The organism is Pseudoalteromonas rhizosphaerae, from assembly GCF_028885455.1.
GTDB classification, from domain to species: Bacteria; Pseudomonadota; Gammaproteobacteria; order Enterobacterales; family Alteromonadaceae; genus Pseudoalteromonas; species Pseudoalteromonas rhizosphaerae.
In genome coordinates, this window is sequence record NZ_CP118496.1 from 4,730,952 (window position 1) to 4,743,628 (window position 12,677).

At 35.7% G+C, this 12,677-nt stretch carries 10 protein-coding genes; 7 read left to right on the forward strand and 3 right to left on the reverse strand.

Annotated features, from left to right (window positions below; translation table 11 throughout):
• Nucleotides 1-269: 269 nt before the first annotated feature.
• The 3 genes from PVK79_RS20440 to PVK79_RS20450 all read left to right on the forward strand — a co-directional run bounded on the left by PVK79_RS20440 (nt 270) and on the right by PVK79_RS20450 (nt 3,522).
• Nucleotides 270-1,619, forward strand: a complete 1,350-nt coding sequence (locus tag PVK79_RS20440) for a sigma-54-dependent transcriptional regulator (protein WP_257324353.1) — start codon at nt 270-272, stop codon at nt 1,617-1,619.
• A gap of 8 nt (nt 1,620-1,627) precedes the next feature.
• Nucleotides 1,628-2,911 carry a sensor histidine kinase gene (locus PVK79_RS20445; protein ID WP_257324354.1) on the forward strand — a complete coding sequence of 428 codons (1,284 nt, stop codon included), beginning with the start codon at nt 1,628-1,630 and terminating at the stop codon, nt 2,909-2,911.
• A 227-nt stretch (nt 2,912-3,138) separates the two neighbouring features.
• A complete protein-coding gene (locus PVK79_RS20450) occupies nt 3,139-3,522 on the forward strand; it encodes a DUF1842 domain-containing protein (RefSeq protein ID WP_257324367.1) in 384 nt (127 codons plus the stop codon).
• Nucleotides 3,523-3,983: 461 nt separating this feature from the next.
• Here PVK79_RS20450 and PVK79_RS20455 read toward each other — a convergent pair whose 3' ends face one another.
• On the reverse strand, nt 3,984-5,921 hold the full coding sequence (locus PVK79_RS20455) for a BspA family leucine-rich repeat surface protein (RefSeq protein ID WP_257324368.1): 1,938 nt from the start codon (nt 5,919-5,921) through the stop codon (nt 3,984-3,986).
• Nucleotides 5,922-6,367: 446 nt separating this feature from the next.
• Here PVK79_RS20455 and PVK79_RS20460 point away from each other — a divergent pair, with 446 nt between their 5' ends.
• A complete protein-coding gene (locus PVK79_RS20460) occupies nt 6,368-7,666 on the forward strand; it encodes a tyrosine-type recombinase/integrase (RefSeq protein WP_274803952.1) in 1,299 nt (432 codons plus the stop codon).
• Between the two features lie 93 nt (nt 7,667-7,759).
• Here PVK79_RS20460 and PVK79_RS20465 read toward each other — a convergent pair whose 3' ends face one another.
• Nucleotides 7,760-8,233, reverse strand: coding sequence for a hypothetical protein (locus PVK79_RS20465; RefSeq protein ID WP_274803954.1), 474 nt, complete (start codon nt 8,231-8,233; stop codon nt 7,760-7,762).
• The gene (locus PVK79_RS20470; RefSeq protein WP_274803955.1) at nt 8,233-8,946 is read right to left on the reverse strand and encodes a hypothetical protein; all 714 of its coding nucleotides are present in this window, start codon (nt 8,944-8,946) and stop codon (nt 8,233-8,235) included. Before PVK79_RS20470 ends, PVK79_RS20465 begins: the two co-directional genes overlap by 1 nt.
• Before the next feature lie 608 nt (nt 8,947-9,554).
• Here PVK79_RS20470 and PVK79_RS20475 point away from each other — a divergent pair.
• The 3 genes from PVK79_RS20475 (at nt 9,555) to PVK79_RS20485 (ending at nt 12,670) form a co-directional block, all read left to right on the forward strand.
• Nucleotides 9,555-10,337: a helix-turn-helix domain-containing protein gene (locus PVK79_RS20475; RefSeq protein WP_274803956.1), complete on the forward strand. Its 783-nt coding sequence runs from the start codon at nt 9,555-9,557 to the stop codon at nt 10,335-10,337.
• A gap of 77 nt (nt 10,338-10,414) precedes the next feature.
• The gene (locus PVK79_RS20480; RefSeq protein WP_274803957.1) at nt 10,415-10,972 is read left to right on the forward strand and encodes a 3'-5' exonuclease; all 558 of its coding nucleotides are present in this window, start codon (nt 10,415-10,417) and stop codon (nt 10,970-10,972) included.
• 237 nt (nt 10,973-11,209) lie between these two features.
• Complete coding sequence (locus PVK79_RS20485) at nt 11,210-12,670, forward strand: Eco57I restriction-modification methylase domain-containing protein (protein ID WP_274803958.1); 1,461 nt, start codon at nt 11,210-11,212, stop codon at nt 12,668-12,670.
• The last annotated feature ends 7 nt before the right edge of the window (nt 12,671-12,677 follow it).

Sequence of the window (12,677 nt, forward strand, 5' to 3'; positions counted from 1 at the left end):
CAATTACAAGTATGTACTATTTAAAAATTCTTATTGAGCGGCGATACCGGACTCCTCAGTATCAATTTGAGACTGGCCCTAGTTAAAGGCTTTCACTTCGACAGACACGCTAACCCAAAATCGGACGCAAGCAGTCCGTAATCGGACTGGAACACCTACTGAAATCACCTTTAAATAGCTAACAAGCTGAAATACAAAAATAAAATCACTGGCATAGAAATCGCTATACGCTACAATCAACCTGTGCTTATTCACCTATTTGGAAGTTTATGCCTGCCACTATTTTGATCATTGAAGATAGCCCCGAAATCCGCCTAAGCGCGCGCTTTATTTTAGAAGATAACGGCTACCAAGTGCTCGAATGCGACTCACCTTTTAGCGCGCAAACAGTAGTTAAAGATAGCCAAGCGATTGACCTTATTTTGCTCGATATGAATTTTACCCGCGACACCACATCAGGTGACGAAGGTTTGGCGTTTTTACAGCACTTACATAAACAACAGTTAGATATCCCTGTCATCGCAATGACTGCGTGGTCGAGCGTAGATCTAGCGGTTCGCGCTATGCAACACGGTGCGTGTGACTTTATTGAAAAGCCATGGCAAAACCAGCGCTTATTAAAATTGCTCGATCAGCAACTCACACTTAAAAAGTTAAACAAACAAAATCAAAAGTTGCTGCAACAGCTTAACGATCATGCCTCGCCTGCATTTGTGTATCAGTCACACGCTATGCAACAACTGATAAGTCAGTTAGCTAAGGTGGCTAAAACCGATGCCAACATTTTACTAACCGGTGAAAATGGTACGGGTAAGAGCCAATTAGCACAATGGCTTCATCAGCAGTCAACGCGCCATACACAACCGTTTATTGCAGTGAATATGGGGGCTATTGTTGAATCGTTATTTGAAAGCGAAATGTTTGGTCATAAAAAAGGCGCGTTTACTGATGCTAAAAATGAGCGCATTGGCCGCTTTGAACTGGCCGATAACGGCAGTTTATTTTTAGACGAAATAGCCAATATACCACTACCACAACAAGCAAAATTATTACGGGTACTCGAAAGCCAAGAGTTTGAGATGGTTGGCGCGAGTCACACTAAAAAAACCAATGTACGCTTGATCAGTGCCACCAATGGCGATATTGCCACACTGATAAAACAAGGCCAGTTTAGAGAAGATTTATACTACCGGGTAAACACTTTGGAGTTTGTAATACCGCCACTACGCGAACGCATTGAAGATATAGTGCCTTTGTGCGAGCACTTTATAAATTTACATGCTAAAAAATACTCAAGCACCATACTTACATTGAGTGAATGCGCTAAACAGGAATTAAACCACTATACTTGGCCGGGTAATGTACGCGAGCTAAGCCATGTGATTGAACGGGCAATATTGTTAGCAACAACCGACACATTGACCGCCGATGACTTAAACCTGCACAGCAGTCAAATCAATAACACATTACCACTAATGACACTAGAGCACGCAGAGCGCCAATTAATTGATTTAGCCCTCAAGCAGACCCAAGGCCATATTCCTAACGCCGCTAAATTATTAGGTTTAGGTAAATCTTCTATGTATCGTCGCCTTGAAAAATACGGGATTACCGTATGAAAAGCAGTATGAAACTTAGTTGTCTTTATCACTCATCGCTGGAACGCAGTTTAATTGGCTTTGCATTTTTTAGTAGCACTTTAGCAGCGTTGGGGTGCTATTTTATTGGCCAATATTTTGCTTTATCTGTTGTTACTTCTGCCGTTATCTCAATCCTATTTTTAGCTATTTATCTTAAGCTGTTTATTCGTACCTATAAAAAAGTGATCAACAGCTTTAACCGCAATTACGCCCACCTAGATGCCATTTTAAACGAAGATTATAACCAGCTCGTTAAGCCCAGCTATCAGGCGGGGAGTATTCACCAATTACAACAAAGCTTGATTGAGTTAAGTGAAGAGTTATTTAAAAAGAAGTCGCGATACGATCAGCATGTTTTTTTGGTGTACCAATTAATTGAGCATTTTAATGTGCCGATCATGGTGCTCGATCAACATAATAAGCTCAGTTATGCCAATAATGCGTTTAGCGAATTTAAACAGACTCAATGGCAAACCTTACGCTATGCAAGCGCTGAACAATTAGGGCTTACAAAGCAAGACGCACATTGGCAATTTAGCGATGTTATTACAGCCCAGCAATGGCAAATACGCCACAGTGAATTTATAGAGCAAGGCAGCTGTCATCAACTTATTGTTATGATCGACATCACCTCAGCCCTTCGCGAAAGCCAACTGCAAGCATGGCAGCAAATTATTCGCGTACTCGGTCACGAAATTCGCAACTCACTCACACCAGTTACTGCAATGGCTGAAAATCTCGCCGTGAAGCTCACCGAGCCACGACAAATACAAGCACTTAATGTTATAAGTGAGCGCTGTAATTATCTTAATGAATTTGTCACGCGCTATGGCGATATAAATAAACCACTGGCACTTAATATAGTAGCAATAGACACCGACACATTTTTAAAACAAGTGTGCGCAATATACCCTGACGTTGCATTTAGCTGCGTAACAGACGCCGCAACTTTTAAGGCCGACCGCACGTTTATTCATCAAGTCATGATCAATCTAATAAAAAATGCCATCGAAGCAAGCACCCCGCCCGTTAAAATAACATTAGGTGTGCATAAGCAAGGAAAAGTAAGCTGCATCACCATTGATGATAACGGCCAAGGCCTTGCCAACCCCGATAACATATTCGTGCCGTTTTACAGCACTAAACAACAAGGTCAAGGGATTGGTCTAAGCTTTTGTCGCAACGTGATAGAGCAGCATCATGGTAGTTTGAGCTTAGCGAATAAAGAAAAACACCAAGGTGCAGTCGCAACAATACTATTGCCAGTGTAGCTAGCTTCGAAAAGAAATACTAAAAAGAACATTTAGTTTAATCAGCGAATACTTTGTAAAAGCAGCCCCTATTCTAAAAAACAACGATAAAAAAACCTGTACGCCCTCAAACTCAACTTCATGTAATACGCTGTAATATGTCTTTTGTGGTGGTCATTCTACAATTTCACTCGGTTACTGAGTAACCATATAACAGTGCGAATGCAATCTACAAAAGGAACAAGAAAATGTCTGATGAAAGCTTATATCTCGTTAAATTACAATTTCAATCTGGTGTTGTTGGTGGTGGCTCTATGGAAATTCAGTTTGCTGTAGATCCAAAAACAGCTTCATTAAATGGTCGAGCGAATGGCAGCATCCAAGAAGGAACGCAGCATTCACCTCATTTCACCGCTAGCGCATCAGGCCATATGCATGCAACTGGCTATAATGATGTAACTAAAGTTGGCGCGCTAACAGGTCAAGCAGTGGTGTCTTTTCCACCACCTGCAATTGGTAGTTACCAGTCACCTTTTACGGCAAGCTTTGGCGTTGATAATCAATGGAATGGCAAAGGCAGTTTTTCAGTGGGTGATAATACCTACCAATGCAAAGTGACTCTAATTGACTAAATAGAACATAGTTTGCTCTACTAGATTAAATTAAGCGGCGTATAGTAACTTTGAACGTCGCTTAGCTCTCACCTGTTTAGGTTTTCTTGGCTCACGTTTTAACTAAAGCTGAAGGTAGACAAGTCCGCACGACTAAAACTATATTTAAAGTATCTGTTGATTTAATACTGAGCAACTTGCTTCTATTTGATAAGTGCGCTGAAGAACAGTGTGAATTTGCTTTACGACTGTCCTTGTATGCATTACCTAGATTTTTAATCAATAAGTTAAGTTCTCTGCCAACTTGTTTTATGGCTCAACTTATCATGTATCGCGTTTTTAAAAGGCTTATTACCGTAACTCATAAACACTAGATAAATTTACACTTATATAATATAGAGCTTATTTACCATGCACTTCTGTGATGCAAGTAAATGCTGCGATGCTCTAAACATAGAACAACACAGCTTACTGGTTAAATGCTATTGTACTAATCCGCCATCAGCAATATTCCATTCATGTATGTTAGTGAGAATATCGCGTCCAGTTTTTCCAGCTTCAGAATACTGGCTATTACCAGCATGAAAACCAATTTTTAGCGGTGGAGTCGATAACTTACTCCAGCCATTGAGTAGAGCATCGTAGTTTTCAACCGACAATGCAATCCCTTCAAACATGCTACGCATATCACTGAGGTTAGAAATATCCCAATCACTTAAGTTCTGATCAAATGAAACCGCATTGCGAAACATACTGTTCATATAGGCAACGTCGGACACATTCCAGCGGCCAATGTCTTGATTAAATGCTGATGCACCATCAAACATATTGCCCATATAAAATACAAACCCAACTTTCCAATCACCTAAGTCTTGATTAAATGACACTGCATTAGCAAATAGTCCTGTCATCCTATAAACACCGCCAACTGTCCATCTGCCTATTGGTTGGTTGAATTGACTGGCATTATTAAACATGCGTATCATGTCTTTTAAGCTCGCTGTATCCCAATTGCTAATATCTTGATTAAAGTTCGTTGCACCATCAAACATATGCCCCATTCTTACGACACGAGACACATCCCAGCTTTCAAGAGCTTGATCAAATAAAATAGCACCTTGAAACATACCGGTCATATCAGTAATAGTAGAAACATCCCAATCGTTTATGTCTTGATTGAACGATTGCGCATACGAAAACATGTAAGAGAGATTCGTGACGTTTGATAAGTCAGGTGTATCTAAGGCATTAATAACAAGGTTAGAGCAGTTTATAAATGCGCGTTCCATAGATGTCCAACGAATATCACCCCACTGCTCTATGGTTAATAATTTGTTCCAATCAGCTTGCGTTTCATCAAAGTAAAAACGTGGGAAGTCACCACTTATTTTAATAGTATAGGTTCCGCTGGTGTCGTATGTGTGGGTAATTGTATTAACAACATTACGGTCGATAGTGCCATCCCCCCACTCTATCTGGAAGTTATAACCTTCACCTTTCGTTGCAATTTTAATTGTATTAGCATCTGTTGAGAACAGTTGTGTATTATCCGTTTTCCAGGTTGTGATAAATTCACGAGGTATAACCACCTCAACAGTGCGCTCAATACTTGCCGTGTTTCCTGCTTTATCTGTTGCAGTATAGGTAACTATGTATACACCTGTGTTCTTAACGTCCACTTCACCAAATACTGTTGCACTGATTGCACCATCAAAGTCATCAAGTGCCGACGCCCCTTGCTCTGAGTACTCTTCATTTAAAAATAGCTTAATATACTCTTTACCAATGAGAGTAAGCAGCGGTGGCGAGGTGTCTTTAGCCTCAAGTACTGTCACTTTTCGGGTAATTGAACCCGTATTACCAGCGGAATCGACTGCAGTATATGTAATTGTGTAGTCGCCGTGCGTACTTTCGTCCACAGAGCCTGAAATAGCGACACTGACTGTTCCATCCACATTGTCTTGTGCTTGCGCCCCTAGTTCTTGGTATGATTCGCCCAGCTCAAGAGAAATAGACTTTTCACCATTCAACGTTATAGTTGGCGCTTGTGTATCGTCGGGTGCAACCACTGTAATTGTTCTAATTACACTTGAAGAGTTTCCCGCGCTGTCAGTAGCAGTGTATGTAAACGTATATACACCAGCTTGATTAAGGTTCAAAGAGCCTGACACGCTAACACTTACGCTACCGTCTTTATCGTCTGAAGCAGATGCACCTAACTCTTGGTAGCTATTGCCTATATTGAGCGTAATAGCTTGCGAACCGTTTAAAGTAATAACAGGCGCTGTTATATCTAGGTTTGAATTAGTTCCTGTGTCAGATTTTTCTGCACTACCAGAGCCACCGCCACAAGCAGATAATGTAAACAGAATGCACAAAATAAAAATATGCTTAAAGATAAATAAGCGATTAGTCGTCATTTTTTTTCCTTTAAAATGCCTCAATGTACGAACTTTGAGTATGGGTAAGTAATAAAGTAAAAATATATTTAGGGCGCGCATTCTACTATACCCACAATAGGTAATCTGTATTTATTTACCAATAGACTATTGTTGATAAGTTTTTTAATCAGCATGAGGGAAAGTTAAAACGATACGGATTGGCTAAAAAAGCTATGGTTCATCGTCAAATATTGGTTTGAGTGGCGCTCGAGTCCGCATTTCACTTTTCTATAGGCATAAAAAAACCCTTGCTAAAAAGCAAGGGCTATCAAAAGTGGTACCAGCGGCCGGACTTGAACCGGCACGCCTTGCGGCAGGGGATTTTGAATTCATTTGGTTTACTATATATAGCTAATTATTCAATAACTTAGTATAGTGACATGATTATATCATACCAAACCTCATACCAGATTCGGAATTCAAAGATGGACATTTCCAATTCATTTACGATCACACCATATAATATTTTTGAAAATGGTGACTTAGTTATTTTCAAACAAACTTCGTCAAATTGGTGGGCGCAGATAAAAACACCGCCAGAATTAGGTTTTAAGAATAATAGAGTTAGATTTTCTACTGGGTGTAAAATTGGAACTCTGGAAAGCTTTATAGAAGCGGTTAATTTTGCAAAAAAGAGAAAGAACAAACATGATGTTCTACTTGAAGAAGGCTTACCTCTATCTGATCTTAAACCAACAGTGAAACAAGTTGCTTTAAAAGTTATTGATGAATTCAAAAAAGAAAAATTGCACGATAAAACTAAAAAAGGGTATTTGCGAATTATAGAAAATCAAATTATCCCTGTACTGGGTAATTGCTACATTAAAAATCTGGGTCTGAATGAGCTTATTGATTTTTTTGATCAGCGTGATACTGGCAACAGTGATACACAAACTACAATGACTAAAACCGCTCTAGACCGTATTTACGTTTATGCGCTTAAAAAGAAAATGATTGTTCAAGCTGATAGACCGTTATGGAAAGATATTAAAATTGAAACAACCAAGTCAAAAAAACGCCTTACCTTCAGGAAGGTAGATGTTGATTCAGTAGACAAAAATATTGATTTATTTATCGGTAAATCAACTAACAAAAAAGTGAAGGCGAACAGGAACCTTTTCAAATTCTATATCAAATTTATCGAAAATACTGGCACTAGACCAGGAGACGAAACAACAGGAATAAAATGGAAGCATATTTTTCAAAGTGAATTTAAAAATGAAGCTAGAACTACTATTTTCCTAGAAAAAGGTAAAATGGGTGATCGAAACAAAACACGAGAAATTCATATAGATAGAAAAACATATCAATTACTAACACAGCTATATTTTAAAAAATTCAAATCAGAAAAAGAAATAGCATTTTTGTTTAAACATGCAAACGGAATTCCATCAAATGATTTTATGCAATTAAAACAAGATCATGGTAATGAATATATTTTCGCCAGAAGTTGTGGTAAAACGCCTGATTATTGTGATGTATGGAAGCAGTACAGAACTTTTTTAAAGAAAAAATTAACGGAAGATAAATTTACACTTTACTCATTTAGGCATTATTTTATTACTAAAAAACTGCATCAAGAAATTGATGTTTATAAACTTGCAAAATATGTTGGAAATAGTCCCACAATGATCAGAGATTATTATGATGGTAGTTTCTCAGCTTTAGCATCTGAATTTGTTATGGAAGATCTAAACCAAGAAAACCTGAATATTTTTGAGTAAATATAAATTATCCAATGAAGCTTACCCGACTAAACCTACATAATTGAGTAAGCTATTTTCATATAGCAATTAATTTTACCTCACATATTAAAACTATTGTTTTTTATACTTACATCCCTTTGTATCTTTACCTTTATCAATAGTTACAACTATTTCCTGAATTGCTAATTTTTTTAAAATCAACTTTTTTGATTCTGTATAGTCAATTTCCCACAAAATTAATTGCTGTTTATTATACCTATGATTAAAGCAAAACCTCAGTGCAGTAGAAAACAAAAATCCCGCTAAGAGGTAATGCGATAGTCTCAATTTATAAAGCGTTTCTGGTTTGAACCCTCGTAGATATAGTCGTTTAGTTTTCTTGTTGTTTCTTGGCGATAAAAGATATGCTGAAATAATATCAGAGATAGTTAATGTACCAGATTTACTATCTATATAAGATTCAAGTTCAGGATATTTATTTAATAAATAAAGCACTTCGTCAGTTAACCAACTTTCTGCATTTTTTAGATTATGCTCCTTAACTAATTCAGCAGCTAAATACTTGGCTAATTCCCAACTTGCCATTAATTAAACCTCCTACCCAAACTTGGATTTGGTTTATTAAGCTTTGATGTATCCTTAAAAATAATTTTTTCTTCAGGAGTTGGTTCATCTATTCGGCTAATATGATTTATGAACTGATCATTTTTATGATAATAATCTGAGTTATAACGCTTATTGCGTTTAGTCTGTGGTTGATAGTCACTTGGGGAAATTTTAAGACGGTTTAATACTGCATAGTTAAACGTCTTTTTAAGAGCTGTAACAATACTTTTCTTTTGAAGCTCAGTTTTAACATTGCCATTAATGATCTTTGAAACAACTAAATTTAGATGAGGATTTTTTTGATCATGAATATTAATAAAAATATGCTTGGCAATATCCTCTTTTGATGAACCAGTAAAAAACATCAGAGTATGAATTAACTCTTTAGCAATATAAGACCATTCCTGTTTGGTTGGTTTAGTGCCAATCCCCTCAGGCAGGGTAAATACATACGACTGAGCAAAAGAACTTATTGGTCTACCACCCTTTCGTTTTTTGGCTGTTTTTAGCTCTTTATCAGCCACTGAAAAAATAATGCGCTTATATAAATTCTGATTATTACCAAACAGCGGAATAATATTGGTTTTATTTTTATGGTTCTGATGGTTAGGGCTAGTTAAATAACTTAAATACTTAGCAAGTCCTTTTGCACTTTCTTTTATTGGTTTTGATATTACGACCCAATTTTTCATAACTACCTCCATGTAGTTTATTGATTATATAATAATATTTACCATACAAATTTTAAAAGTCAAAAACGTGATGAGAATCAGAGGGGGAAGTTGAACCTTCCAGATAGGACAACCTTGATCATTCACTTCGTTCATAGGTTGTCACTGGTTCTGCGAAGCTGGAGAAAAAGCAATAAATAATCCAAAATGTTAGCCATAAAAATGATACTTCACTATTTTATTGGCTAACCAAACTTCTGACCTTTCTGTGTAAAACACTCAAACCAAAAAATATTTTCATTATTTTTAATAATTATTAAATTTATTTTTCAATAGAATAATATCACTCCAAGTCCCTCTATCAGGGAGGAACACTTCCCTCAACGCGAGAGAAATAAATTCCCTTTCAAATGTGAGAAACACCCTAACATTCAACTAATCTATCTAAATAATAACAACAAAAAAACACAGAAAAAAAAGAAAAACGTTAGCCCTAAAAATAAGGTTCAACACTTAGTGGCTAACACCAACTAACTGATAGAACTTAATTTATTTCAGATTAGCGACTTGTATTAATTAAAATATATGCTCTTTATGTATTAACTGGGTTAATACATAGGAGAACTAACATGGTTGATATTTTTAATACGAAGAAAAAACAACAAACACTAAAAAGAAGCACTACAAAAAGTGTCTTAAATGAACAGGGTGAATATACTGCTTCTGAAGAGGTAAACGAATATAAAGCTCAAATAGATTCAGAGCCTCACTTTGCAAAAGTCTATTACCAAGACAGACACAGACTCAAGAATATAGCTAAAAATCATATTTTGGTTTATTTAGAGCTAAGTTTTTACTCTGGCTATAACACTAATCAAGTAATACTTAATACCATCTTAAAGCAGGATATTTGTGATGATTTAAACATTGCTAGTTCAACACTAGACAATGCATTAACCGAACTTGTAAAACAACAGCTTATTGCTCGTATCGGTAAAGGAACGTATTTGCTAAACCCATATTATATGGGAAAAGGCAATTGGTCTGAAAATCGTAAGATGAGAGACAATATAACCTACAACATCGAACATGTAGATGAATCAAATGAAACTAGCCCAATCAAGGCCATTACTTTTGATTTTAGTGCTATACCCAACTTCATCAAAAAACACGCTACATTAGCTAAAAATAAAACAGTTAATCCAACTAAACAAAAAAGAACTAAAACTAAAAAAACAGAAACACTAGAAGCATCATTTCCTCAAAAATCTAGTTTATTAACCAAGTTATTTAACCTAATAAAAAGAAGAAAGATAGTTAAGAGTAGCAATACCTATATACATATAGATAAGGCCAATACCGAAAACTCCCAAGTTCCTGCGGAAAACCCAACATCTAGCTTCCCTCATTAAGGGAATTTCATTACCGCTTTCAGGTAATGATACTCCCTCAAAACAATAATTAACCAAAATCTAAAAGGAGAAAAATAATGGTTAAAAAAATAAAATTAAAAAATACTGTGATTCTTGATACTGAAACCACTGGCTTAGGTGATGAAGATGAAATAGTGCAAATTGCTATCATTGACGGCTTTACTGGTAAGATTCTATTAAATGAAAAATTAAAACCTATAACGTCCATCTCAAAATCAGCATCAAATATTCATGGTATAACCAATGAAGAAGTTAAAGGTTGTATTACTTATCAATCTATTCATGAAAAAGTAGTTAAATTAACAGCAGGTAAAAAAGTACTTATTTATAATGCTGAATTTGATCAACGCATTACCTATCAAACCGCAGTAATGCATGATTGTATCCCTGATACCATTGAAAAATGGGACATATTTTGTGTCATGGAATGGTATTCAGAATATTACGATTGTTGGAATGACTATTTTGAAAGTTATACTTGGCAAAAACTAACCAGTGCCGCACGACAACAACGCATTGATATATCTGATTTATCAGCTCATGAAGCATGGTCTGATTGCGAAATCACTAGACGGTTGATTCATGCAGTGAATTTAGAACTTACCTTGAAATAAGGCATAAAAGCATAATATTCAGACAGAATTCGCGTTGATTATTTACGAAAAAACAAAAAAATAAAATAAAAACAAGTTGTATTACTCATTAAAATCAGTAGCTTAGCTTGTTTTTCTTGTTAAATGCAATACCTAACAATATTCGAGTACTGTTTATTTATACATACCCCTTGAAATTTGTACTAACCCCTGTTAAATTGATGACTTTTAGTATCCTTCTTAAGTTGAAATTTCAATATGAATAATAGATATACCGATAAGTCATTTCAAGGCTTTTTTACCAACGCTGATGATATCAGACATACGATGATTGAACTACTTGGTGATACTTCAGGACACACCATAATTGAGCCTTGTTTTGGTGAAGGGGCATTTATCAAAGACTTAATAGGTTCTCCAAAACAAATAGATGCTATTGACATAGATGAAGAGCATTTTAAAAGCGAAGTTAAATTTAACAACTGCAATTATTATCACTTAGACTTTATTGATTACCATATTCATTCAGAAAATAGAGTTGAAATGTTACCAGATAGGGAATACGACTCTACGATTTGTAACCCCCCATACGGGCTTAAATTCTCAAAAGAATATAGAAAGGATATTAAGAAAAAATTTCCTGATGTGTATGCTAGGGAATCTTACGGGCTATTTTTCTATTTAACATTGAAGTCTTTAAAAGAAAATGGAAAATATGTTTTCATCATGCCTGATACTTTTTTTACAAGTACAAATTTAACTTATTTAAGAAAGTTTATTTTAGAGACAGCAAAACCTACCCATATACTGCAATTTAAGAGTAAGAGGTTTGGCTCGGTGAATTTTGGATACGGCAATTTATGTATAATTGCAGGAACTAAAACAAAAACCACGCCTGACTGTGATATCAACTGGATTGATGCTGTTTCATCTGATGAAGCACTAATTAATTTGCTTGATACAGACAAAACAACAATTAAAGGCTCTTATTTAATAGAAAACTGCAATGATTCATGGATAAGCCCCAAGGTTATTGGTTCAGTATCTTTTAGTCGTGATGTTATTACTTTAGATGAAATTGCCGATTGTAAAACAGGTATTTATACAGGAAATAATACTGACTATTGCGGTTATAACATAGACAATCCACCCAAGCGGGTAAATGGGCATGCTGTTAACTGGAGTGATGTTATAATGACCCCTACTCTAGATGAGAAAGAGTCTGGAATAGCTAAAGAAGTAGCATATGTTCCGTTTATCCGAGGAGGACATAGAGAACCATTTGAAACAACCAATAGTTGTATTAGGTGGGATAAAGAAGCTGTCATTTTTTACGATAAAGATAAAAAAGCAAGATTACAAAACAAGGTTTTTTATTTTAAAGAAGGATTAGCTATACCTATGGTGACTTCAGGTCGACTCTCAGCTTCTACTTTTAATAATGCTATATTTGATCAAGGAGTTGTTGGTGTTTTTGCCAAAAATAATGATTACCATAATTTTTTATTAATTTATTTAAATGATGATTTTTCATCAAAATTAAAATCACTAATTGCTCCAGGAGCAAATAATTCAGCAAATTACTTAAAAAGATTAAAAATTCCAAAGTTAACTATTGAAGAGCTTAGTGAAGCAACAAAAATAGTAGAAACGGCAAAATCGCTTGGCTGGAACGAAACTAAATTAATGAGAGCGAAATATATAAAATCTGTTATTTAAAACTTAT

Coding starts and splice junctions, on each gene's coding strand:
- PVK79_RS20470 (WP_274803955.1), bottom strand. CDS start 8,946: ATGAAAAATTGGGTCGTAATATCAAAACCAATAAAAGAAAGTGCAAAA.
- PVK79_RS20485 (WP_274803958.1), top strand. CDS start 11,210: ATGAATAATAGATATACCGATAAGTCATTTCAAGGCTTTTTTACCAAC.
- PVK79_RS20475 (WP_274803956.1), top strand. CDS start 9,555: ATGGTTGATATTTTTAATACGAAGAAAAAACAACAAACACTAAAAAGA.
- PVK79_RS20465 (WP_274803954.1), bottom strand. CDS start 8,233: ATGGCAAGTTGGGAATTAGCCAAGTATTTAGCTGCTGAATTAGTTAAG.
- PVK79_RS20440 (WP_257324353.1), top strand. CDS start 270: ATGCCTGCCACTATTTTGATCATTGAAGATAGCCCCGAAATCCGCCTA.
- PVK79_RS20460 (WP_274803952.1), top strand. CDS start 6,368: ATGGACATTTCCAATTCATTTACGATCACACCATATAATATTTTTGAA.
- PVK79_RS20450 (WP_257324367.1), top strand. CDS start 3,139: ATGTCTGATGAAAGCTTATATCTCGTTAAATTACAATTTCAATCTGGT.
- PVK79_RS20480 (WP_274803957.1), top strand. CDS start 10,415: ATGGTTAAAAAAATAAAATTAAAAAATACTGTGATTCTTGATACTGAA.
- PVK79_RS20445 (WP_257324354.1), top strand. CDS start 1,628: ATGAAACTTAGTTGTCTTTATCACTCATCGCTGGAACGCAGTTTAATT.
- PVK79_RS20455 (WP_257324368.1), bottom strand. CDS start 5,921: ATGACGACTAATCGCTTATTTATCTTTAAGCATATTTTTATTTTGTGC.